The organism is Aeromicrobium sp. WCS2018Hpa-31, from assembly GCF_031843905.1.
In the GTDB taxonomy this organism is placed as follows: domain Bacteria; phylum Actinomycetota; class Actinomycetes; order Propionibacteriales; family Nocardioidaceae; genus Aeromicrobium.
Genome location: NZ_JAVTJF010000005.1, coordinates 27,210 through 51,473 on the forward strand (window position 1 = coordinate 27,210; position 24,264 = coordinate 51,473).

General features: G+C 65.2%; 18 protein-coding genes. 11 read left to right on the forward strand and 7 right to left on the reverse strand.

Annotated elements, in window-relative coordinates; all coding sequences use genetic code 11:
- The first annotated feature begins 4 nt into the window (after positions 1–4).
- The 4 genes from RQG84_RS07365 (at position 5) to RQG84_RS07380 (ending at position 7,841) form a co-directional block, all read left to right on the forward strand.
- Positions 5–1,024, forward strand: a complete 1,020-nt coding sequence (locus tag RQG84_RS07365; RefSeq protein ID WP_311209715.1) for a PIN domain-containing protein — start codon at positions 5–7, stop codon at positions 1,022–1,024.
- Positions 1,011–4,364: a Swt1 family HEPN domain-containing protein gene (locus RQG84_RS07370; RefSeq protein ID WP_311209492.1), complete on the forward strand. Its 3,354-nt coding sequence runs from the start codon at positions 1,011–1,013 to the stop codon at positions 4,362–4,364. The genes RQG84_RS07365 and RQG84_RS07370 overlap by 14 nt, the downstream gene beginning before the upstream one ends.
- A gap of 134 nt (positions 4,365–4,498) precedes the next feature.
- Positions 4,499–7,087 carry a UvrD-helicase domain-containing protein gene (locus RQG84_RS07375; RefSeq protein ID WP_311209493.1) on the forward strand — a complete coding sequence of 863 codons (2,589 nt, stop codon included), beginning with the start codon at positions 4,499–4,501 and terminating at the stop codon, positions 7,085–7,087.
- A 34-nt stretch (positions 7,088–7,121) separates the two neighbouring features.
- Positions 7,122–7,841: a hypothetical protein gene (locus RQG84_RS07380; RefSeq protein ID WP_311209494.1), complete on the forward strand. Its 720-nt coding sequence runs from the start codon at positions 7,122–7,124 to the stop codon at positions 7,839–7,841.
- 1,299 nt (positions 7,842–9,140) lie between these two features.
- On the opposite strand, the gene RQG84_RS07385 is transcribed toward RQG84_RS07380, so the two are convergent.
- Entirely contained in the window at positions 9,141–10,625 is a 1,485-nt protein-coding gene (locus tag RQG84_RS07385) for a tyrosine-type recombinase/integrase (RefSeq protein WP_311209495.1), read from the reverse strand.
- A 155-nt stretch (positions 10,626–10,780) separates the two neighbouring features.
- Here RQG84_RS07385 and RQG84_RS07390 point away from each other — a divergent pair, with 155 nt between their 5' ends.
- The 4 genes from RQG84_RS07390 to RQG84_RS07405 all read left to right on the forward strand — a co-directional run bounded on the left by RQG84_RS07390 (position 10,781) and on the right by RQG84_RS07405 (position 15,486).
- Positions 10,781–11,017, forward strand: coding sequence for a hypothetical protein (locus tag RQG84_RS07390; RefSeq protein ID WP_311209496.1), 237 nt, complete (start codon positions 10,781–10,783; stop codon positions 11,015–11,017).
- Between the two features lie 115 nt (positions 11,018–11,132).
- Entirely contained in the window at positions 11,133–11,804 is a 672-nt protein-coding gene (locus RQG84_RS07395; RefSeq protein ID WP_311209497.1) for a hypothetical protein, read from the forward strand.
- Positions 11,801–12,568: a hypothetical protein gene (locus RQG84_RS07400; protein WP_311209498.1), complete on the forward strand. Its 768-nt coding sequence runs from the start codon at positions 11,801–11,803 to the stop codon at positions 12,566–12,568. Before RQG84_RS07395 ends, RQG84_RS07400 begins: the two co-directional genes overlap by 4 nt.
- Before the next feature lie 2,261 nt (positions 12,569–14,829).
- Positions 14,830–15,486, forward strand: coding sequence for a hypothetical protein (locus RQG84_RS07405; protein ID WP_311209499.1), 657 nt, complete (start codon positions 14,830–14,832; stop codon positions 15,484–15,486).
- A gap of 105 nt (positions 15,487–15,591) precedes the next feature.
- Here RQG84_RS07405 and RQG84_RS07410 read toward each other — a convergent pair whose 3' ends face one another.
- The 3 genes from RQG84_RS07410 to RQG84_RS07420 form a co-directional block, all read right to left on the reverse strand.
- Complete coding sequence (locus RQG84_RS07410; RefSeq protein ID WP_311209716.1) at positions 15,592–15,846, reverse strand: helix-turn-helix transcriptional regulator; 255 nt, start codon at positions 15,844–15,846, stop codon at positions 15,592–15,594.
- Between the two features lie 61 nt (positions 15,847–15,907).
- On the reverse strand, positions 15,908–16,324 hold the full coding sequence (locus RQG84_RS07415) for a GIY-YIG nuclease family protein (RefSeq protein ID WP_311209500.1): 417 nt from the start codon (positions 16,322–16,324) through the stop codon (positions 15,908–15,910).
- Positions 16,321–18,300 carry a hypothetical protein gene (locus RQG84_RS07420; protein WP_311209501.1) on the reverse strand — a complete coding sequence of 660 codons (1,980 nt, stop codon included), beginning with the start codon at positions 18,298–18,300 and terminating at the stop codon, positions 16,321–16,323. Before RQG84_RS07420 ends, RQG84_RS07415 begins: the two co-directional genes overlap by 4 nt.
- A gap of 219 nt (positions 18,301–18,519) precedes the next feature.
- On the opposite strand from RQG84_RS07420, the gene RQG84_RS07425 reads away from it, so the two are divergent.
- The 3 genes from RQG84_RS07425 (at position 18,520) to RQG84_RS07435 (ending at position 21,332) form a co-directional block, all read left to right on the forward strand.
- Entirely contained in the window at positions 18,520–18,756 is a 237-nt protein-coding gene (locus RQG84_RS07425) for a helix-turn-helix domain-containing protein (RefSeq protein ID WP_311209502.1), read from the forward strand.
- Positions 18,757–18,953: 197 nt separating this feature from the next.
- Positions 18,954–19,952 (forward strand): site-specific integrase, encoded by a 999-nt coding sequence (locus RQG84_RS07430; RefSeq protein ID WP_311209503.1) that lies wholly within the window; start codon positions 18,954–18,956, stop codon positions 19,950–19,952.
- Between the two features lie 111 nt (positions 19,953–20,063).
- Positions 20,064–21,332, forward strand: a complete 1,269-nt coding sequence (locus tag RQG84_RS07435; protein WP_311209504.1) for an alpha/beta hydrolase — start codon at positions 20,064–20,066, stop codon at positions 21,330–21,332.
- A gap of 144 nt (positions 21,333–21,476) precedes the next feature.
- Here the strand turns inward: RQG84_RS07435 and RQG84_RS07440 are convergent, their stop codons facing one another.
- The 3 genes from RQG84_RS07440 to RQG84_RS07450 form a co-directional block, all read right to left on the reverse strand.
- Entirely contained in the window at positions 21,477–21,767 is a 291-nt protein-coding gene (locus tag RQG84_RS07440) for a hypothetical protein (protein ID WP_311209505.1), read from the reverse strand.
- A gap of 115 nt (positions 21,768–21,882) precedes the next feature.
- Entirely contained in the window at positions 21,883–23,040 is a 1,158-nt protein-coding gene (locus tag RQG84_RS07445; protein ID WP_311209506.1) for a nucleotidyltransferase, read from the reverse strand.
- A 29-nt stretch (positions 23,041–23,069) separates the two neighbouring features.
- On the reverse strand, positions 23,070–24,263 hold the full coding sequence (locus RQG84_RS07450) for an SAVED domain-containing protein (RefSeq protein WP_311209507.1): 1,194 nt from the start codon (positions 24,261–24,263) through the stop codon (positions 23,070–23,072).
- Position 24,264: the final 1 nt, after the last annotated feature.

Genomic DNA, 24,264 nt, shown 5'->3' on the forward strand with positions numbered 1-24,264 from the left:
CGTCTTGGACACGAATGCATTGCGGGGTGGTGGCTATGGCCCCGCCCCCTCAGCCACGTTGCTGCGCGGATTGGCCTGGGAGACGGGGCACCGGCTGTCCCTTCCGCAGGAAGTCGTGGACGAGCGCCTGGCTAGCTTTGAGCGTGAGGTCGCACCGCTAATTGGTGCGGGTGATGTCGGGCGTCTGCTCGACATCGTTCCTTCATGGCATGGCCGAGCTGCCGCGGCCCGCGACTTCGAAGACGCGCCGCTGCCGTCCGTGGCATCAGCAAAGGCGGCCCACTATCAATCCCTCACGGAGCGGCCATCGACGCGCTTCCTCATTCTCCCGACGCCGCCGAGGGCGGCCGATGAAGGTGTTTCACGCGAAAAGTCGCGGCGCCGGCCTGCTACTCAATCGGGGCACGAAGCGCGAGACGTGGTCGTCTGGCTCACGGCCTTGGAGGCTGCCAAGTCGCAGCGGCAGTCGAACGTCTACTTCGTGAGCGCCGACAAGACCTACTGTGGCGACAGGGCTGATCGGTTGCATCCCGACTTAGCCGCTGAGGCGCCAAGAAATCTGCGGTTCTTTCGGAGTGTCGATGCGCTCATCAACAGGTTAAGTTGCCCCGCCGTGCCTCGCGATGGCCTTGCAGACTCGCCAGAGGTCATCGCAGCCATTGAACAGACCGCGCTTTATGGAGACTCTGATCCAAACCACGATCTGCGCCGCGACCTTTGGGACTGGGCTCCAGACGGCGTCAGTTTCAGCCGCATCGCGAGCGCCAGGCCTGCGCTCGTCAAGGAGAGGGGCATTCGTAGCAGGCGCTGTGGCTCCACGATGTTCACGGCGATTGATGCCGTCTATCGCTTGGACCTGGAGTACAACGAAGAAGGGGCGGGTACAACGGCGGTGACGGTCCGGCTTGGAGTTTTAGTTACCGAGGACGAAGGCGACCCCCTTGGAGTTCGGGTTCTGGCGAGAGCCGGCATCAAGGCACACGGCAGCGAAGAGGACCTAGAGGCAACACATGGCACTGAGTAATCGCGACCGCATCGACCGCATGTTCCAGGTTATGGCGCCTGCACTCGACGACTTCATTTCAACTGTCGTGGGTCAGGGTGATCCCACGATTGGCGCGGTGTGGACCAAACTTGTGCAGGCGAAGGACAGTAAGAACGGTGCCCCTTCTACGAAGGTGTACGACGCCCTGGACCCGCAGGTCCAGTTCCGCATCCTCACCGAAGGGAACATCACGGGAGGATTCAGGACAGGTTGGTATCCGTTCAATCAAGCGATCGGTCGCACTGGCGAGACCTTCGCGAGTGAGCTCCGTGAGGTGCGCAACGAGTGGGCGCACAACAAGACCTTCACCGATGACGATGCGTACCGAGCGCTCGATACCGGGGAACGACTCCTGAAGCTGATTGGTGCCGCGAAGGAGGCCGATGAGGTCAGAGCCATTCGGCTCAACCTGCGACGGGTTACCGCTGACAAGGACGACAAGAAGGTCCTCAAGGCGGCCGTCGATAATCCCGAGGCCGCGGGCCTGCGTCCTTGGCGAGAGGTACTTCAGCCGCACGATGACGTCGCCACCGGCAACTTCCACGCTTCCGAATTTGCTGCCGACCTCTACAAGGTCGCCACGGGCGGCGAGGTGGACTCTGACTACGCCGACCCAGTCGAGTTCTTCCGCCGGACCTACCTCACCGAGGGTCTTCGTGATCTGATCGGGCGCGCGGTCCGACGTTTGGCAGGTGACGACAACGTCTCGCCGGTCATCAATCTCCAGACCAACTTCGGTGGCGGCAAGACCCACTCCATGCTGTCGCTATGGCACGTGGCTGCAGGGCTCCCCGTCGGAGAGTTCCCGCAGGAGACCCAAGAGCTTCTCACCGCCAACGGCTACGCGGCCAGAAAGCTCAACCGCGTCGCCATCGTGGGTAACCACTTCAGCCCCTCGGGTGTCACGAAGGACGACGGCACCCACGTCAACACCATCTGGGGCGAGCTGGCATGGCAGTTGGGAGGCCCCGAGGCCTACGCGATCGTCGCGAAAGCCGACCGTGACCGCACGCACCCGGGCGACGCGCTTCACGAACTGCTCTCGAAGTACGCGCCAGCCGTGATTCTGATCGATGAGTGGGTCGCGTACGCACGATCGCTCGTGGGTCGCGATGATCTGGCCGGCGGCACCTTCGATGACCAGTTCACCTTCGCCCAGTCTCTAACGGAGGCAGCGAAGGGCACGAAGGGGATCCTGCTCGCCATCTCCATCCCTGCGTCGGAGACCGGAGATGCCAACGACACCATCGTCGCCGGCAACGCTGAAGAGGTCGGCGGACAGAACGGACTCGAGGCACTCAAGCGACTTCAGAACGTGGTGCGGCGGGTTGCTGACCAATGGCGTCCCGCCTCGTCCGATGAGGCATACCACATCGTCAAGCAGCGGCTCTTCAAGCAGCCCGACGCTGCAGCCCTGGCTGCCATTGGCGCCACGGCCCGCGCTTACGTGGAGATGTACCGGAAGTACTCCGACGACTTCCCGCGAGAGGCTCGCGACGCAGCCTACGAAGACCGCATCAAGCGGACCTACCCGATCCATCCGGAGCTCTTCGACACGCTCTACGAGGAGTGGTCGTCGCTCGAGCGATTCCAGCGCACTCGAGGCGTCCTGCGACTCATGAGCACCGTCATTCACGCTCTGTGGACGGGGGAGGATCAGTCGCCGCTCATCATGCCGGCATCGATCCCGCTGTCGACCTCAAACGTGAACTCCGAACTGACGCAGTACCTCCAGGACTCCTGGAAGACGATCATCGACGCGGACGTCGACGGGCCGAACTCAGAGCCCGCTCGGATCGACAAGGAGAAGCCGCTCTTCGGCCAGCGGGCCCTTACGAAGCGGCTGGCGCGCACCGTCTTCTTTGGAGCTGCGCCCACGATCGCTCCAGGCTCGACCCACAAGGGCATCGGCAGCCAGCGGGTGTTCCTGGGGGCGGCTGTGCCCGGAGATGTTCCGGGCAATTTCCACTCCGCGCTCACGCAGCTCGGCGATCGAGCCACCTACTTCTACTCGGGCTCAGGGAAGTACTGGTTCGACGTCCAACCCAACATCACACGGACAGCGAAAGACCAAGCCGAGCGGCTCCACAAGGAAGATGTGTGGGCGGAGATCGTCAAGCGGCTGCAGGACCAAGGTCGCACTCGGGGTGACTTCGCGGGCGTCCATGTCTGTCCAGAGTCGAACGCGGACGTCCCGGATTCGGATGAGGCGCGCCTCGTCATCCTGCACCCGAAGGTGTCGCACAAGAGGGGCGCCGACTCAGAGGCGAAGGACTTCGCACAGAGGGCGACTGAACACCGCGGCAGTTCCAACCGTGCGCATCGCAACGCGCTCGTCTACCTGGCAGCCGACGAGGCTCGTCTGGAGGAGCTCGACAACGCCACCCGCGACTACCTGGGATGGCGGCACGTTCTCTCCAATGAGGCCGACCTCGATCTGACGCAAAATCAGAAGAACCAAGCGGCGCAACGCGCGGCGCAGGCGGACCAGACCGTGGCTTCGCGCCTGCTCCAGACCTTCACCTGGGCCCTCGTGCCAGCTCAACCGGATCCCGGCGCACCCTTCGTCATCCGCGAGACGAAGGTCGAGGGGCAGTCCACGTCGCTCGCTGACCGCGTGTCACGCCGACTCGGCAATGACGGCGATCTGTCGACTCGTCAGGCTGCGGCGACCATCCGCCTGGCCATCAGCAGAGTCCCGCAGATCTGGAAGAGCGGACACGTCTCGCTCGGCGATCTGTGGAGCCTGTACTCCCAGTACCCCTACATGCCTCGACTTCGCGATAGGTCGGTGTTGGCAGCGGGCGTGCTCGACCTCCCCATGATCTGGCAAACCGATGCCTTCGCTCTCGCGGCCGGCTACGACGAGGCTGCCCAGCGCTATATCGGGCTGTGGACCCCCGATGACAAGGAGCAGCCACCCGTCGCGACAGATGCACTTCTCCTAGTTCGTCCGGATATCGCCCAAAAACAGCGATCGGATGAGCCAGGGCTCGGAGAGTCCCCTGGGACTGAACCAGACGTCGACCTGCCGGATCAGCCGACCGTCAATACACCCGACGCTCCAACACCCGATTTCGCATGGCCAACACGGTTCTACGGCGTGAAGACGCTCAACTCGGACAAGATCGCGTTGGAGTTCAGAAACGTGGCCGAGGAGGTACTGGCGCACCTTCGCGACGACTCGAACACCAGCGTGACGGTGCGCATCGAGATTGAGGCTGTCGATAGTCAGGGGTTCAACGAAGGGCGAGTGCGTACAGTCTCCGAGAATGCTCGGACCTTGAAGTTCGATCAGTCGGGCTTCGAGCAGGCGTAAGCGCGAATCAGCATCGGGCGTCTCGTGTTCTGCCGCGACCACGGCAGTGGTCTGTCAGTTTCTGATCATGGGCGCGTCGCTTCGGCGGGGCCCCGTACTGGACTCTCGGTGTCGCGAATCGTCACATCAGCCTGATGACGCCGACCGGGCTGCGGACCCTGCATGTCACAGAACACGGCAAGCTCAAGCTGGAGGAGAGGGCGCTCTGGGCCAGAGTGTCGGCGCCGGAGCTGGGTCTTGACACAGCGCTCCCGGGTTTGTCGAAGCGAGGCCTTCAGCAGTTCCGTGCGTGCGTCCGGCAGGAGCTGCTGGAGTACGAGGAGTCCCTTGATCTTGGGCCTGTTTTCACGCGTGTTCTCGACTGGTGGCGCAGGTTCCACGTCGCTGTCTCTTCCAGCTGGGACGCCAGGGCGTGGCTGAGCGAGGAGTTCATCGCGAGGTGGGAGTCGGACCTCTCGGTGATGCGCGTTGAGTCTCCGCTCTCTCCCGCGCAGCGCCGACTCCTCCACGATCGAGCCACTCCTGAGGAGCGTTCCGCTCTCGAAGTGCTGAACGTCGACTGGTCTGTGAGGGGGCACGCTGAGACTCACAACGACGCGCTTGTGGCGTCTGAGCTGGTAGCTGAGCGGTCCTTCTTCGAACGTATCGAGAAGACACCCTTGACCGTGGAACAAGCCCGAGCGGTCATCTGCTTCGACAACCGAGTGCAGCTCGTCGCTGCCGCCGGTTCCGGGAAGACCTCCACCATGGTTGCCAAGGCCGGATGGACCATCAAGAAGAGGATCGCCCAAGCCGATGAGGTGTTGCTTCTCGCCTTCAACAAGTCGGCTGCGCTCGAACTCGGTCAGCGCTGTCAGGCGCGGCTCTCCAGCGCCGACATCTCGGCTGATGGGCTTCAAGCAACCACGTTCCACGCCTTCGGCCTGAAGATCATCGGAGAGGCGACCGGAGCAAAGCCAAGGCTCGCGCCTGGTCTGGACACCGACAACGGGATACCCCTGCTGGCCGAGATCGCTCGCGCGCTTCAAAGCTCATCCCCAGAGTTCGCGACCGGGTGGTCTCTGTTTCGAGACGTGCTGGGAGTCCCCGTCGTTGACGACGCTGAGGTGGAGCCGGACGCCTGGGATCCACAACGTCGACGCAGCGGCTTCAGGGACCTCAATCTCGACGTGATGAAGAGCGCTGGCGAGCGAGCCATCGCGAACTGGCTCATCAAGTCGGGCGTTGAGTTTGAGTACGAGCGCTCCTACGAAGTGAACGTCGCAGACGCGCAGCACTCTCAGTACCGACCAGACTTCTTCTACCCTGCGGCCCAGGCTTACCACGAACACTGGGCGCTGGTCCCGGGGCAGGACGAGCCGCCCGGCTTCGAGGGCTACCTCGAGTCGAGCGCGTGGAAACGCAAGTTGCACACCGCTCATGGGACAGCGCTCATCGAGACCGCGTCGCGCGATCTCGCAGATGGGAGCCTCTTCTCAGCTCTCGATCGTCAGCTCCGCGCCCATGGCATCGTGCCGGAATTCGATCCCGATCGGCCGGTCCCGGGTAGATCGCTCCTCACGGAACGAGAGATGTGCACCCTCTTCCGGACGTTCCTTGCACATGCGAAAAGCAATCGCCTGAGTCCTACGGACCTGCGCGCCCGGGCCGCAGTCGGACGCGAAGGACCCGGTCCGCGGGAGTCCCTCTTCCTCGATCTGTTCGATGAGATCCGCGACGAGTGGGACAGGCGCCTTCGCGTCAGCAACGAAGTGGATTTCGAGGACATGTTGAACCAGGCGACCGACCTTGTCGAGGCTGGCCGATGGAGATCCCCGTTTCGCGTTGTCCTCGTTGATGAGTTCCAAGACGCCAGCCACTCCAGAGCACGATTGGTGCGAGCCCTCGTCCAGAAGCCCGACCACTTCCTCTTCGCAGTCGGGGATGACTGGCAATCGATCTACCGCTTTGCGGGGTCAGACATCTCTGCGATGACACATTTCGAGCAAATGTTCGGCAGAGGACACGTACTTCGCCTGGAGCGCACCTTCCGCGGGTCGCAAGAACTCAGCGAGATCGCCGGTGACTTCGTCATGAAGAACCCCCGTCAGCTCAGGAAGAACGTCCGGTCTGAGCGCTCGAAAGAAGCGCCCGTGCAACTCGCTCTTGTCGACAGCGACGCGGGGATCGCCAACACCATCGAGGAACGGCTGAAGGAGCTCGCCGCCAAGGCTCAGGGGACCGGCTCGACGACAGTGAAGATCCTCGGCCGTTACAAGCACGAACAGGAACTCCTGCCGCGATCTCGGCCCCACGGGCTCCACGTTTCGTTTCAGACGGTGCACTCCTCCAAAGGCCTCGAAGCGGACCATGTCATCATCCCTGGGCTCAACGTGAACAGCTTTCCCAGCTCGAAATCGGACGACCCTCTGCTGCGCCTCGCGCTGCCCGAAGGCGACGACTATCCCTTTGCTGAAGAGCGGCGGCTGTTCTACGTCGCTCTTACGCGCGCCCGTGAGACGGTTCTGCTCATCGCAAAGTCGGGTCGCGAGTCGCCGTTCGTCACCGAACTCTTGAAGGACGGATCCGTCGTCTTGCGGGGCGAACGCGCGAACGAGTCGGCACCGGAACCTTGCCCGGACTGTGGCAACGGACTGATGGTCCTTCGACATGGAAAGTTTGGGCCATTCATGGCCTGCAACAGGTTCCCGGCGTGCACGGCGAAGCGACGATTAGCCTCATGATTCGTAGGCCCAGAGAGATGGACAGAAGGTCGCCATGAGCAAGGACGAAGATCAAGAGCGCGCCAGGCTGCTGGCGATACTCCCCGACGAAGGCGCGGTGGCCGGGGAGATTTTCGCTGCGGCCGAAAGTCTTGGCGAACCTGGTGGGGAGTTCACTCCGGCGCTGGCAGAAGCAGCGACGCAGGTCGCCGGCTCGAAAGCTGCCGCAGCCTGGCTCCACGAGGGACACTCGATGGATGACCTGGCAACCCTTCGGCGCTACTACACCTACATCGGTGAGCGGATCGTCACCGACCTTGGACCTGACGGTCGACTGGCTGGAATGGTCTTGCCAGGAGGAACTCAAGCCGCAGACTCGTCCGAACCATTACCACACGTAGGCGCCGAGATCGAAAGAGGCATCCGCAGGGAACCGGCGCTGGACTCAGAACCCACCTCCCTCATCGCCACAGCCGGTGGCCTGATCTACGGCACCTTCGAAGATTTCAAGACCTCACGCTTTGCCAAGCGATACGACGGCAACTGGGTCCTCAATCACTACGCGGCCGAAGGCGTCCTGGCCCTGCAGTTCATGGGTCGAAACTTCTCAGCCTTCGTCGAGGTCTTCAAAGACGACATCGCGTCAGCCCGAATCGTCGGAAAAGGCCTGAACTTGGTCGTAGAAGTCTTCGACCATCAGAACCATGTCATCACCGCGGTGGGACCGAAGAAGCGACTCAGAAGCATCTTCCAGCAACTCGAACACCCGCTCTGAGCAGCGGAGCGAGAAACCTGCGGGGGAGGAAGCGCCTACGGCTCACTCATAAGCCGACCATCCCCGCTACGGAGTGCGTCAGCATTCGTTCGCGCTCTGCGTGGCGCGCGACTGACGTGAGCGATAACAGGCCGGCGTCTCGCGCGATCAGCAGGTTTGGTCGGCCTGAGCGAATCCAGCCGCGGATCGCTCCTGTACGGAGCGATGTGAAGACGTAACGGTCAGTGAGTAGGGCCTGACGTGCTCGCTGGTCGATCGCGTAGTTCAGTCCGGCGGGGATCATCGCGCGGTCCCAGATCCTCGAGCCGGAGACTCGCAAGAATGTTGGGTTATCCGGCTCGGATCGTGACTGAGCGGCGAGATGTGTGGCCCAAGAATTCCACGCCTCCACTGGACAATGAGGAGCAGACGGCCGGGCTTCGACGAAGACACGTTCGCGGCGCCCAGGGATCGCAAGCCGCAGGAAACCGTCCCTGACCACGACATCGCCCTGACTCAACGTCAGCGCTTCCCGGCCTCGGAGCGCCGCTGCGTGGGACAACGAGATCAGAGCCAGGTCCCTCGCCGGTTGCGGGGCGGGCGCCAGGAGATCCGTGATCAAGCGGGCCAGCGCCTTCGGTGGGAGCCGCTTCCGTTCCCGGTATCCGCCCCGGGCCGGACGGGGGAGCGGCGCCAGATACCGCCCGACGCGTTGGCGGTCCGTGGTGTTGCTGCCAGTCCCACCCAGGACATACAGATCACTGGAGTCGCGGAGATTTCGCAGTGCGTGGACAGGACAGGTTGGACCTGAGCTGGCCGGCAGTTCGATCGCATTGACGCGGCGTGTACCTCTGTGTGCGTAGTCGGGTGGCGAGATTGTCGCCGCGCTGTCGCGCAGGCGAACGTCACGCCAGCGCAGTTGAGCAAGTGCGGTGGCCGGCAGGCCGGTTTCGTTGGCGAGAATGACCGCGGCAGCCTTGAGGCGTTGCTCGCGGGTTGGGGCGAGACAGGCTTCGGCAAGGGCGATGACCTGCTCCTCGTAGAGCGGCGCGGCTCGCTCGGTGGTTCGCCCATAGTGCGCATGGCGGAGGAAGCCGCTGAGCCACTGCGCGACTCCCGACGTCGCCGACCAACGCGGGTCCCCCTGTTCGACAGCTCGTCGATCGAAGTTGGCGATGACGCGCGATATAGCGCGAGCCTCAGCGCCTTGGTCCGCCAAGAAGGTGAGATAAAGCGGCGCAGCTTCGACCCTCTGACCGAGGCCGTACTGCTCACAAAACTCCGCAAACGACTCTTCGTCGCGGTCAGCGCTAAGCCGACTCACAGTCCGACTTCGCCTGCAGCCGAGCGGATCGTGGGGTCTGTCGTCCGAACGTAGAGAGCGAGACTGTCCATCGTCTTGTGCCTGCTCTGCTCGGCAATGCGATCGATTGGGATGTTGAGTTCGGCGGCAGTCGTGATGAAGCCAGCGCGAAGCGATCGCCCACCCATGCGTCCGGTCACTCCTGCGGCTTCAGCGCGTCGACGCACCAGCACGGTCAGGCCCTCGGGTGACAGCGGTGAGTCCGAGATGCGTCCCGCGCGGCCAAGCTGCGGGAAGACCCAGTTCTCACCGTCTGCGGCGGCGGCACCACGTTGGAGCGCTACACGCTCGCGCCACGCCTCCACCGCGCCGACCGGATCAGTGAGCATGGACAGGCCCGCCGGTACACCCAGATCAACGCCTCGTCCGCTCAGGTCGGTCTTCGACGATCTGATGTGCACGACCAATCCTTTGGAACGTTGGACGATGTCACTCCAGCGCAAGCCGACCACTTCGCCTCGTCGCCCGGCCATCGCGAAGCCCAGAAGCAATAGAGCCCGATCGCGGAGCACCTCGGACGGTGGCCCCCTCAGGATGCGGATGGCTGTGTCGAGGCTCGCTTCACATTCGCCCTCCCTGGCCAGCGATTGCAAGCGAGAGCGACGGGACTTGCTGACAGTGCGGTGAGCCATCGGTCGTCCTGCGGAGGCACCGGAGCTATCGACCGCCGAGAACAACGGACCCTCGCCCTCGCCCATCAACGAGCGCCACATCAGCAGGCACTCGGCAGCCAAGCTGTCGCCGCCCGCAGCGGGGAGTCGGTGAAGGCGATTCTCGCTGCCCGTCCGGATCGACTTCACGAGTACCCGAAGATCGGAAGCGCCGAAATCGACATCGCTCCACGTCAGGCGCGCGATCTCACCGTCGCTGAGACCACGTGAATGCAGCGCCAAGACCGCGGCATCGCGGACCGCCCGGACATCCACCCCCAGTGTCTCAAGGAGCCGCATGATGGTGCGGATGTCGCCGATGCGAAGCGCCCCCGTCTGCACAGGGATGGGCGGCCGAACTTCCGTATGTCGGGCCAGGCCCCGCATGAACTGGCGGAGCAGGGGTGAATCGTTGGGGGCGGCGTGCCCAGCCTCCCGATGGACTCGACCGACAGCCGCTGCATATCCGCGGAGAGTGTTCAGCGACGTGACTTCGTCGCCATCGATCATCCCGGCGAGAAAGAGCATCAATGTCTCGGCAGGCGCCGGCAGTGGTGTAAACCCGTGCGCGTCGCACCACCGTTCGAACTTCAGCCAGCGACGCGCGTACGTCGACCTCGTGTCATCGCGAATCGCCTGCTGATAGATCGTGGCGGTCCGCTCGATGAGCGCAGTCAGCGGATCGCGCTGTTCGTGAGAGTCGCGGTCAGGGTCCGCCTCGCCGTCCCTCAGGAAACTTCGCACGCGTGCGTGGTGGAGTCTCGATGCGACGCGTTGCTCGGGGGAACTCATCACGGGAGCCTAGGCCGGCGCATCAGCGCGTGGAAGTGCTCACAGGTGCCGACCAACACGATGTTCGCGGGGCGGCCATACTGAGTCACGGATGCTTCTCCGGCGTCCACGCGAAAATGCGCACCCTCGAGAGTTCGATCACCTAGCCTCGCGAGATGAACAGGCGACAGGCTGTGTTCCAGCTTCTCTACCGCTCCGCGGCGCACCTTCAGAACGCCACTGGCGAGGCGCGAGACCGAGAGCAGCGCGTTGTAGTGGAAGCCTTTGAGGCACTCGGAGTGACCGAGCGAGAACTGCGGTCGGCTGCCGTCGTCCTACCGGGCCCGCTGCACGAAGACTGGCCCTGGCATCGCGATGAGGAGGACTCGCTTTTCCAAAGCGACGACTTCTGACGGTGCGGGCCAGCGTGCCGGGTTGCCGTTCAAGCGCCAGCATTGCGCCGCATCGCGTCAACGTCGGTCGGGAAAGAGGCCATGCAGACAGTGTCGCTTGTGCGACACTGTCTGCATGGTCTTGGTGAACGCCGCGTCGGCGGCTGAGCGTCTCGGGCTCTCCGTCCGCCAGGTCCAGCGGTTGGTGGCGGCGGGGGAGATCGAGGCGGTCGGGCCGAACCGGGTGGTGCTGGAGTCGGTGCTGCGCCACGAGCGGAATGTCGCCGTTCGGCGCGCGCGTCCCTGGGCCGAGGCCACGGCGTGGGCGGCGGTGGCGATGCTGTCCGGGGTCGATGCGGATTGGCTGGCCCAACCGCAGACCTCTCGCACGACCGGACGCCTGCGCGCTGCGACCCCGGAGAGTCTGGTCGGGGCGTGCCGGGCGCGGGCGACGGTCCACCGCTACTGGGCGCACTCGGCTGCGATCGAGCCGCTGCGTAGGCGCGTCGTCGCGAGTGGCGAGCAGGGTCGGATGTCGGGGCTCGGGGCGAGGGTGGACGACATGGTCGACGGATACGTGAAGACGGCGGGCGTCGGGACGCTGGTCGATCGCTTCCTGCTGTCGAAGAATGGTGACGGGGATGCCGAGGTCGTCCTCCGCGCGACGTCCTTCGATCTCTCGGTGGTCCGGGAGATCGCTGCTGCGGATCAGGTGCTCGCGGCGCTGGACCTGGCGACGTCGCTCGACGTCCGCGAACGGTCCGCCGGCCTGCGAGTCCTCGATCACCGTCTGGGGCGGTTCGCGTGATCGCTCGCCGCCGCGTCACCGTCGCGACGCCACAGGGCGGGTGGCCGCAGCCCTGGCCGCAGGTGGCCGAGATCGCCGCGGTCGTCGGGTCCGAGCACTGGACGCTCGTCGGTGGCCTCATGGTCCAGTTGCATGCCTTCCACGCAGGCATCACGTCGGTGCGTCCGACCGAGGACGTCGACATCGTCGTGCACGTCGAGACCGGTCGCGGCCGGGTGGCCGACATCGCAGAGGCGCTGGAGGCGCTCGGGTACGCGCTCCTGCCCTCGATCGACGAACGAAGCAGGGTCGCCCACCGGTTCGTGCGCGGCCACGATGTCGTCGACCTCAGCGAGACCGACCAGGTCGACGTGGTCCTCGCCGACCACGCGCCGCCGTCGGTCAGGGAGAAGCTGAGGGGCTACGACATGGTGGCCATCGAGGGTGGCACGCAGGCGCTGCGCCGCACCGTCGACGCGGAGTTGACGATCGACGGCCGCGACGTCGTGGTCAGCGTGCCGGACGCGCACGGGGCGCTGATCCTGAAGTCCGCCGCCCACTTGGCCGACTCGCGCGACACGGACCGCCACCTGTCCGACGCCGTGGTTCTCCTGGCGTGCATCGACGACCCCTTCGCCATCACGGAAGGGGAGATCTTCGGCAGCGATGGCCGCCGCATCCGCCACCTCGTCGACGTCCTCGGGTCGGACCACCCTGCCTGGTTCACGCTCGACGACCGCCGACGCGCCCGGGCCCGAGCTTCGCTCCGCATTCTCGGGTCCTAGCCCGGTCTGTTTCTAGGTCAGGGGATCACCCAGGGGCGACGGGCTCGTCGACGGGCTCGCAAAGTCGAGAGCGGTGTGGGGAGCCGTTGCCCGCATCCTGACAGCCTTGACCTATTGGAAGCACCACTCGTGTCGCCGAGACATGCAGAGACTTGGGGTAATGAGGCCTTTCTCGGCTGAGGAGACGTGGGTGTGGGGCGTGGCGGGTGTCCACATCTGTGGACACCCGCCACGCCCCACACTGTTCGGGTCTAGTCGGAAGCTGCGCGCTGTGCCGGTGAGCGCCCTGACTTCGGGATTTCGGACCTCGCGGAAATCGTGCTCGGCGACTCGCGAGACGAGATCGACTCTTTCGTTCGCTGCACAAGTCGGTGTCAGGGTGGAGCCTTCGGCGTGGCTCGTGCGTCGCCGGCCCAAGCGTGAGTGAGTCAGTCGCGATGAGCGATCCGAACTGTAGAGCGTCTGGGTGAAGCCCAGCCCCACACCGTGCTCGCCGGGGCTCCGGATGACCGGTCCACCGGATCGCCCCTGCGCTTTCCAAGCTTCAGCAAGGACAACAGAGCCCCCCGGGGGCGTAGGGAGGACCCCGCGAGCGCCAGCGAGCAGGGGAGTCCCACGCCCCCGGGGGGCGGGGCTAGGGGGGCGGGGCTAGGGGGGCGAGAGTCTGGTGGTTTCTCGGCTCGAGCCGCGAGTGCACGGGGCTCGCGTTGTCCGCACCGGACAGCCGGGCCGCCGCGCTGGAATTGCCAGTGAATCTCAAGCGACCGCCGACGCGGCGTCGTCAGTGCCAATTGCAGTACCTCTCAGTCGCAGAATCAGAGCCCTCGAAATTTGCTCATTCGCACTGCAGTTGCAGGCAAAGTGTTGGTCGAAGTGCGTTGTGACGACCCAACACTCCACACAACACCCGAACCAACAGGGCAGACACCTGGACGGACAGCGGAAGCGTTGTCCGCCCAACACTTCCGGACAGTCCCGTGCAGTGCGCCTGCCAGCAGGGCCATCGTCCCGCGCGTGCCGCACTGGCCGTCCGGGAGCGGCCGACGGTCTTGGAAGAAGCCCGGGCTCAGGCATGCTCGACGTGTACCGGCCTGGGGGCCGGGGTCTGCCCCCGGCGTGTGCAATCTTGCCCCGGGCCGGCCGGGCCCGGCCGGGGCGGGGCTCGCCTCCCGCGGGGGAGTCCCGGGGCCCCTCCAGAGGACCCCGGGCCCGCAGGGTAGGTCCCGGGACAAGAGCGGTTCGACGGGGCGGGACGAGGCCCGGGCCGGGGCCCGCCCGGAGACATCTCGCGCCCCCTTACCCGAAGGGGACCGAGCCCCTCGCTGAATCCTGAACTGCCCGCGGCGCGTTCACCTCAGGTCACATCTAGTCGCAAAGCTGAGGCGCCGACTTCCGATCGTTCTTCGCTGGCCTTGCAGGGCGTTGTTGCGGCTGCCCTGGTGCATCGCCGCAACACCCTGTGCAACACCCGGTGCAACAGGGCAGACGGGGTGATGGACAGGTGCGTGCAACGGATCGGACAGCAAACCGTGCAACAGGGCAGACGACGACTTCGCACAACGGCAATCGTCGTCAACCCCGAGGCCCGGCCGCGATGCCAGCGCAGGTTCGTGCAGCAGAAGGCTGGGGCATCCACGGCTCCGTGGACATTCCGAGTCGCTCTGGTGACGATTGCGGATCGCGACCCCGCGACCCCTCAGGTCAGAGTCCGAGCCCGGTTCCCACGTAGGCCGGGATACAGGGTCCCGCCGCCGACTGTGGCGATGGGCTCGGCGCCCACGAGGCTGAGCGCGCTGAACGGAGTCTCGGAGCGTCGGCGATCCTGATGCGCGCGCCGCGGCAGCCTGAACCAGCATGTTGAGTCGCAACTCGGAGGCAAGAAGAACGGACCTTTCGACACTGCGGTTGCAGGCGCTTGTTGCACGCACGTCGTTGCAACGGTGCAACACCCCATGCAACACCCTGTGCAACAGGGCGGACAGGCTAGGAGACACCGGCCCGCAACAGACCAGACAGCGACCGCGCAACTTCCCCGAAGAAGCCCGTAGAAGTTTCACGAAGGGTGCGCCACAAACCCCTCTCCGGCCGCCGATATGAAAGGCATGCAAGCCTCTCCCTTTGGACCCATCCCCGACGACCTCTGGAGCTTCGGGCCGCCCGACGCTGACTCGCGCTCCGCAGATGCGACGGCCGGACCTCAGTCACCCTCCGCCGAATCGGCGCCACCGGGCGCTGCGCCCCCGTTGCTGTCCCCGACAGCGGTGAGCGTGCTCGAGGACATCGCGAGGTGGGGGCCCGTCACGGATGCCCTGCTCGCTCGCCTGCGCGAGCGCGAGCGACGGACCCATGCCCGCCAAGGATCGACCGTCAGGAACTACGTCGTCGACCTCACGCGAGTCGGACTGATCCGGAGTCTCCCCCGCTTCCGGCGGGACGCCAGCGCTCGGCTCGTCACTGCCCAGGGTCAGGTTTTCCTCGGCGCGACGCCGACGGAATCGAACGCTCCGCGAACAGACCCTCTGGCGCTCGACCGCCTGCTGTCTCTCGATGTCGCCCTCAACGTCGCGAAGCCTGAGCACCGTGTGATGGTGCAGCGCGACGTCCTCGAGGCGCCCGACTTCATCGACCTGTTCACTCAGAAGCCGATGACGCTACTGATGCAGTCGGCGGCCGGTGGGACGTGGCGCTGGGTGCCCGACGTCGTCATCGGCGCCGGGACCGACCTGTGGGCGGTGGCTGCCTACGTTCCAGGGACCGAGACGGCGAAGCGTCACACGATTGCGCAAGTACTCGCGCAAGGCAACTACTCGCGCTTCATCGTCACGACACGCTCCGCGCACATCGCGTCCAAGATCCGTGATTCTCTCTTCCAGACCCCTGCTGCTGGGCGAGTCGATGTCGAGTTGATCTTCGAGTAGTGGGCGCCGCAGTGCCAGGCGGTTTGCGAGCCCAGTGCAGGGCTGGTGGGACGTCGACGACCGCGGCGCCCGGCGCGCCGGATCAGCCTGCGACGATCTGCCGGCTCAGCCGTCGGACGTCTCGGCGTCCCCATCGCCGAGCGTGAGGCCTTCGACGAGCTCGGCGGGGTCGGTCTCGAGCGCGGTCGCAATCCGGAGCAGGTTGACGAGGGTGATGTTCTTCCCTTGCCGCTCTACCTGGCTGATGTACGACCAGTGGAGTCCTCGGCTCTTCGCGGCGAGGCCCTCAAGGGTGTCGCCACGCTCGTCTCGAAGCCGTCGGACGCGTCGGCCCAGTTCTTTCTCGGCGGCGCTGGACATCTCGGGCACGAGCCCAGTCAACCGTGCGAGCATCTTCAATCCGGGTGCCGCGCCGGGACGCTCACGTCGATCTCGGGTGGCGACGCCCCCGGCGATGGCGGAAGGGCACCACCCACTCGGCCGCGCGACGCTCGAGGATGTTCAACTCCCCGAGCGCAAGACCGGGGAACGACGCCGAGGCGACCCCGCGCCAGGTGCCTGCCTTCATCCGCTGATCGAGGCTGACTTGAGCGCTGAAGTGCCTGCGGACCCTGACCTCGAGCCGGTCGCACGTCTGGCCGACGTAGACGGGACCGACGTCATCGACGGCGACGTAGATGCGAGGGCGCTCCTCCAGCGGCCAGGCCGGGGCATGGACGATCCGTCCTCCTTCGAGGTCGAGCAGACGGACCGGGTCGTCCGGGCCCTCCGGCGTCGGAGTGGTCGAGAGCGAGAGCCACTGAGCCCACCGGCGGAGTCGGCGGTCGACGCTCCTCATCGGATGCGCGCCATGACGGTGAAGCAGGCGGCGAGGTCCTGGGTGATCACCTCTCGATCTTCGGGGGCGAGTCCGCTTGAAGCCGGTGCCTCGTCGGATGCGAGGAGGTCCGCGACGGTCTCCATGGCGACGAGCACGTCGTGGACCGCCTGAGGCAGTCGAGCGATGATGTCGTGCACCACGGCGGTGCTCGTCGGCAGGGCAGCGTCGTCGACGGCGGACGGAGTGTCGGCATCGCGTCCTGCCGCGGCCTGACGAGCGAGGATGTGCGTGGTGGTCCAGACGGGCTGTCCTGCGCCGTCTCGCAGCACGCGATCCGAGGCGTCCATGTCGACCTGCGGGAGCCTTCCCGCGGCAGGGCCGTGTGCCAGCGGGTTGAAGTGGTTGGCTGCGAGCGCCAGCGCGGTCAGCCCTTCGCGCGTCCGTGCGAGGTTGGACAGAGCCTCGTCGATCGTCCCGCGGAAGGGGAGTGCTTCCTTCGCACCACCGCTTCCGCCGACCAGGCTGGTCGACAGCAGGCCGTCGGCGATGAGCGCGATGCCACCGGCGACGGCAAGCTCAAGGCGAGCGGTGGAGTGTGGATCGAGAGCGGTCTCGACGAGGTCGAGATAGTTCTCGGGATGCGTCGGCTCGAAGGTGCCGCCCACGATCTCGTTCAAGGCCACACCGCCGTAGGACCAGGCTTCGGACGCGGGCCGTGTGGCACCCCACGGCTGGCAGATCAGCGGGCCCAGCGACGCCATGACCTGCTCCGAGGTGAGACGCCGCGCGCCGGTGGACCTTCGCAGTGCGCGCTTGGTCTCGTCGTACAGGTCCGCTCCGAAGAACCGCGCGACGATGTCGACGCCTCGGCGCAGCAAGTTCCGGCGCTGGCTGGGATCGGACGAGAAGGACGGTCGAAGGAACCGATCTGCCTCGTCAGCGCTCAGATGGTCGTGCTCGACCAGGAGTCGGACCGCGCGCTGGGTGGAGTTGAGCCTCAGGTCGGGCTTCCTCCAGGGAGTGACGCCGACGTGGGCGTCGGCGACGACGCTGCCCATGCTCGGATGAAGCGGCACGGGCGCACCGGTGTGCGGATCGGAGGCCGCCAGGTGGACGTCGATCGGCAGGTGCAGGTGCTGCCGCACCCACACCGCGTCTTCGTTCGGTTCCCCGTCGACGAGCCCTGACTGGTAGCGCTCGACAAGGCGACCGAAGGAACGCCGCTGCTGGGTCAGGAGAGCCGTGGGGCTCGCCTTGCGGTTGAGGCCCGGGCTGGAGGGCACGAGGTGCTCGCTGAGGAGGGCTGCGGCGCGCCCGGTCTCCAGGTGCTCCACGTTCAGTAGGGCGGCAAGGCACAGCGAGAGGCGAGTGATGCCGTCGTAGGCCATCAGGACCCACTGCGAGGCGCTGCCGTTCTCGAAGTCGATCCGGGTCGGCGCTGTGACGATCTCGCGGCGCACACCGGTGGCGGCGATCTCGCGCGCCTTGTCGGTGTCGGACGCGCCGACGAGGGACCGTTCGATGATGTCGGTGACCCAGCCGCGCAGGTGGGCGAGGTCTCGGAAGCGGAGGACGCGGAAGCCGGTGGAGTCGGGGGTGGGAGGCACGTCCACGGGATCGGCGACCTGCAGTGGGCGTCCGCCTTCGGACGCGCCACGCGGCTGGTCGCCCGGGAAGATGAGCGGGGTCGCGGAGAGGACGCGGAGCGAGACCACGTCGGCCGGCTGGGTCGCCGTGACGGTCAGTCCGGACCGCAGCCGGTCGAGCACGGCTTCGCGAGGCTCGGTGCTGACGGTGGCGATCACGCGCGCCACCTCCTTCGGCAGTGGCCTCGGCTGCAGTCCGGCGATGCTGGCCTGACGCGCCGCGGCCAGGCAGTCAGGGCCGGTGGCTGACTGGCCGTCGAACACGTCGCGCCCGAGTCGCTCGACGTCGATGATGCGGTCGGGGTTCGTGCTGCGCGTGTTCAGACGGATCTGGATCGGAAGGGTCATGGGCTTGCCTGCTCTCGTGTGTTGGATCCAAACGTTTACGATTTGAGAATCTCATATCGGGATGACAGAAGTGGTCGAAAATCTGGACGGGAGCGTGGAATGCCTGCGGTTGCAGCGATGTCTCCGGCTCCGACCCTTCTCATCCGTTCCAGATGTGCGGCCGAAAACTCGTGCGGCGCAGACCCGTCGAAGCCGTTCAGATGCGCCGATAAGCGCCCTATGGATCTGAAGCCCGGCAAGAACGTCCTCGGTACTCCACTCCTCACGCCTGCCGACGTGGGAGAGCACCTACGCCTCTCGGAGAAGACGCTCGCCAACTGGCGGTGTCAGGGGCGGGGGCCCGCGTTCCTGCGCGTCGGCCGCGACATCCGCTACCGCCCCGAGGACGTGTTGGCCTGGCTCGAGGGCGAACAGATCCCGCACGGCGAGGCGCCGACGGATCGGAAGGCCGGATGAGCGCCCTGCAGCCGGGCGAGCACGGGGAGATCACCTCCTGGCGCATCCGGAAGTCCGACCGCGGCACGTGGGTCAAAGCCACCGGCGCGCGCCGGGCCGGGGACAAGTACCGAGCCCGCGCGTACTACCGACGTGCCGACGGGACGAGCGGTGACGTCTCCCGACAGGCCACGACGGGGCGGGAGGCCGAGAAGTTCGTGGCGGCCGCACTCGCGGAGATCCTGCGCAGCGCAAGCGTCGAGATGACCGAGTCGACGATCTTCGTCGAGGCGGGGCGAATGTGGCTGAGACACATCCACCGGCCCGAGTCAGGGCTCGCGCCCAGGACCCTGGACCTCTACGGGTATGCCTTCGATCGTTACATCGACACCGACGGGTCGCCCTTCCGAGCGATGACCCTCACGCAAGCGAACAACCCGCAACGGCTCCGAGCCTTCCTCACACACGTGGCCGACACGCGCGGCACGGCATCGCAGAAGCTGGCCCGCACGATCATCTCCGGCGTCCTCAACTTCGCCATCGACAACGGCGTCCTCGACACCAACGGCACCGCTCCACTGCGCGCGATCAAGGCCAGCACCCCGCGACCGTCAAAGCACCAGACCCGACGAAGCCTCACCGTCGAGGAGCAGGCCCAGGTCGTTGCCTTCTCGGATGCACGTGCGGCCGAGCCCGACCTCAACCCCCGCACGCAACGCAAACTTCAAGCGAGCGCCGACCTGATCGCCTACATGTTCGGCACCGGCACGCGCATCAACGAAGCCCGCACCCTCCGCTGGGAGCACGTCGACCTCGACTCGGGGCGCGTCAAGGTGCATGGAACGAAGTCGCGGTCGGCCCGCCGCGGCATCAATCTTCCCGCGTCTCTGCGCGACCGACTGTCAGCGCGGGCAGAACGGTGTGGGGGTGAGGGGTACGTCTTCGCGTCCCCAGCGTTCCTCAACTCGCCCGAGTCGCTCTGGGATGGACGTCAGATCCAGCGGGAGATCCGCACCATCCTCGACAGTGCCGGCTTCCCTTGGGCCACCAGCCACACATTCCGTCGCACTGTCGCCACCCGCCTGGACGAGCGTGGCGCCCGTGCACGCGACATCGCCGATCAGCTCGGACACGCGCAGATCCGGACTACCATCGACCACTACATTTCCCGGGACTTCAACGGGGATAGAGCCCACATCGCGCGGTTGCTGGAGTGAATGACGCATTGCTTCTACGACTCGCAACGGGAGAGGCTCGTCGCGGAAATTGGTCGGTTTGCTCGGGTCTCCCGTCCAATCGATGGCACCGAGCACCCCTAGTCTGGGCGGATGTCAGAGCCTGGTGGGTTTTTCGAATCAGACCCGGGATTCCGTCCCGACCCATTCGGGGACCCGGCGTCAACGCTTGCAGGCGTCTCTACCAACGTTTGCCGGACGGCAGCACTGGTGCCGATTTTCGAACAACGTCCGCTGTCGGTGACAGCCGAATCACTGATTGCGCTTGGGTTCGAGCGAGAGGTCAGAAGCATCTCGCTTCGCCAGAGAGAAGATGTTTTCGGGCCGCTTTGGACTCGCGTTCCCGATATGGATGGACTCGATGAGGCTCGGCGAGAGGCATGGAATCGATTGAATCGGGAGCCTTCTAGGATCTGGGCCCTTCGATTTCTCTTCGCCGTTCTTCTCAGTGAATTTGAACGGGAGTCAACGACAGCTGCGGTCGCAATTATGAGCATCCTCGATACATCGGGAATCGGTGGACAGAGGCAACGGCCTAATCAATTCGTCGAAGAGTTCCTCACGAATGGCGACGCCCTCGGACCGGCGATTATCGATCCATTCTTCTGGCAGGACTACGCGCTCACGCAGATTCTTGAGAGTCGCGACTCAAGCAATTTCGCCACGCTGCGACAGTTAGCGACTGAGCGTATTTCAATCTCCCTCAACTCAGACGACCCCGTCACAGTGGAACTTGCTTCCGCTTGGTTGATGAGTCGGGACGACATAGATCTCGGGAGAGTTCCTCATCCCAGGGCGCGGCGGCGCAGGCGAATCTCCGGCACGCCGCGGGGTTCGACCATCGTCCACGGCACCTTCGGTTGGAGCGAGGATTGGTGGCGCCCTCGCGACTCATTCCATTCATTCATCTCGGCGGACATCAGGCGAAGACTCTACCGAGGAGGGGCCTACTTCAGTTGGAGTGGTGCCTATTCTCAAGCGCATCGTCTGCAGGCGGGCACTGACTTTCAGCGCTGGACTGACGAGATTGGCGCAGGCGGCCTAAAGACTGTCTTTGGGCATAGTTTTGGTGGCGAGGTTGCTGCAATTGGCGCAATTCTCGGTGCCCGACTTCGCGAGCTGGTGCTACTCAGCGTTCCTGTGAGTCCTGCCGTTATCATCGGATCGTCAACCGTTGAGCGTGTCGTCGACATTCGATTGCCCTTCGACCCTGTGCTCGCGCTCACCGGCCGGGCCCAGGTACTCCCGACGTCGGTACGCCACGTCCCTGTGCAGTTGAGCAAGTGGCGACTCAGTCATTCGGCGAGTCATAGGCCGTCAGTATGGGTCGAAGAGGACGTAGCAGGGCGGGCCGGACTGTAGAGGTGCCAGAGGAGGGAAGTGGCCGCTCCGCGCGAACATGGGAACAGACGAGACAACGGGTCCTCGTTGGATCGACAGTGGATGAGGAACGGAGGGACCTGGCCGCCTCGCTAACGCAGAAGGGCGCCCGCCCCAGCATCGGGGCTAGTCCTTGACTGTGTCCATGTCGTGCGTCACTTCGGAAGAAAGCCAGTCGCCGGTGGTGAACCACATCTCGTAGTACATGAGCCACTCGCTGGTCCACGGGACGATGGTCTCGGCAATGTAGTCGTCGGAGCCGTTGAACTCGTTGCCGTAGTAAAGGCACAGTTCGTTACCTTCGTACACGTGCGGAAGCGGCTCGCCGGGGCGTGTCGGGAGTTCGGGCGACACGATGGTGACGCGGGGGCGTCGCCGGTGCTCGTAACTCAGGTGCGCGGTGTAGGTCACGCTCATGGGGGTGGGTTGAAGTTTGACTGACCACGCCAGGCGGCCGCGTCTGATCGCTGGTTGCCGTTGGTTCGGGAACTTCAGCTTCAGCCTGACGGCCTGTTGGATGACGGTCAACTGTCTACCTCGGGGTCGGGACACCGTAGTTCCTGTGGTCGGTCACCTTGGTTGACATGGTGGTTGCGGCTGGGACGAGGAGGCCGCCGGGGGTGAAGTGAACGTCGCCGTTCTGGCGGGCGGTGTTCGCGCGCTGGCCGAGTTCCTTGATGGCCTTCGTGACGGGTTCGGTGCCGAAGGCTTCGGTGAGGCGGGCGTGGACGAGAAGTGTTCCGCCGTCTTCGCGCAGCAGGCCGGTCAGGTCGTGTTCGACGTCGGCTCGCCAGTCTTCGAACTTGCGGCGCCGGTCGGGATAGTCGTTCCACTTGTCGGCGAAGTTCTCGCCTTCGCATGCGGGGTTCTCGACCCAGTACTGACCGTTGCGCTTCTCGACGTGATCGGGCATCCGCTGGACAGCCAGGAGCGTGGCGGTGACGAGGTCTTGTTCACCGCTGTATGACTTGGCCGCCAGTGTGGTGATGAGGCTAGACGGGGGACGGTCGTCGAGGTCGTCGGCGAAGTAGATGTCGCGGTGCCGCTTGAGGATCTGGACGACGCGGTGCAGTGGTGTCCGGACGCGGTGCTTGGGAACGTTATCGACGGACCCGTATCTGTGTGACAGCTCGATGGACTTCTCGAAGAACTGCCGGGCGCACTGCTTGCGGAACCAGTTGACGTACGCCTGCGGGTCAGACTTCTGCCAGTAGGTGAGTTGCGTGTCGGTGAGTTCGATTGCGGTCTCGGACTTCGCATCCGTGTCGGGGATGCACGGCAGGACGTCCATGTGGAAGCCGTCGTAATGCAGGCACCAGGAGCGACGCCCTGGGGTGAGGTCGTGCGGGCTGAGGCAGGCCTGCCCGTCATGCGTGTCCTGGTAGTCGGCCAGCAAGCCCCCGACTCGCTCCTTGAGTTCCTTCTGACTGATGGACGTCTTGGCAACGTTTAGCTTGGCGACGAGGTCGAGATCGTACTCGCCATGGCCGGTGTGCGGTCGGACGACAGTGCCGAGCAGAAAGCTGCCCTGGACGTACACGTCGGCGCTGGCTTCGGACAGGTGTGCGCCGAGATCTTGGTAGCAGCGTTCGGCGATGTCGAAGTCGTCGTCGGTGATGTCGAGCTGCTCGATGGTGGTGCCGATGAGTAGTGAGATCTGCTCTTGGGGTGTGGACGCGAGGGCGGTCATGTTCTGACTTCTCTCTGTTCAGGGGGCTGTCAGTCGGCTTCCAGGGCGAGAAAGTACGTGTCGTCGTGGCGGTCGTAGATGCGCAAGGGTGCGTGTGCGGCGCGCATGTGGGCACGACCGATCTCCACTGCGCCGGCAGCGCAGACGGCGAGGATGACGCTGATGGGCTGGTTTCGGTGGTTCGCCTCGAGGGTGGCGAGGACCTCGCGCCAGCAGTCGACGAGCGCTTCGAGGTCTTCGCGGCTGCGCAGGATTTTGGGGTTGAGTGTGGATCCGTCGGCGTGGATGTCGTACCTGGGGCGCTGGCGGAGTTCGGGCGGGAGCGCGTCGATGTCGACCGGTCCGCTGACGTTGAACGTGACCACCGGGTCACCGTCGCCGACCGTTTCGGTGACGCCGAACCTGAGGCCGGCGGTGGCTCCTTGGGCGTACCAGCCCCACCCTTCGTCCCGGCGTCGGTTGTGGACCGTCACGTTCGTGACGTCGTCGAGGAGCATGCCGAGCTGAACTAGCAGCGGGATGCGCGCGAGCGCGAACACCGAGATGTGGTCGATGTGCCTGGTCTTGAGGTGGTGCTTCAGCGGCTTCACGCGAGTCTCGAGGGTCAACCTGGCCGACTTCCAGTAACTGGGGTCGCTGATGTCCTCGCCGTCGTGCATGCGCAGGTCGACTTCGTAGTTCTCTCCGTCGTCGTGAAGGCTGAAGTCGGGGAATCGTTGTTCTTCGAGCAGGGCCCTGATGACGGACTGCTTGCTGAAGTCGACCACTTGACCACGGACGTTGCCGGCGACTCGTACTACGGTCGTCTTCGGCTTGCGGAGCAGCCCAGTGAGCTCGCGGACGTCACGTTCGTGCTCTCGCTTGAATGTGCGCAGTTGGTCGACGTCGTAGGTGGTCCAGTGCTCAGGTGTGTCGATGACCTTGTGCTCCCCGGGGCACAGCAACATCAGGTTCTCCGGGAGGGCCCGGTCCTGCAGCGTCTTGTCGCTTGCTCCTCGAGGTGAACTTGCAGCGGCCGTGGCGCCGACGATGTGCGCCAACTCGCCCACGAACACGTTCTGGCCGGTCGTGTCGTCTGCGGAGAGGAACTCCTTGCAGAACGTGCAGCGGCCACCGGCGTCGACCCAGACTCTGCGCGCGTCGAGGTCGTTGACCTTGATGCGTGAGCCGTCGCGGTTCGCCGCAGTCCGGGACGCCTTCCTTTTCGCGGTGGGCTTGGCCATG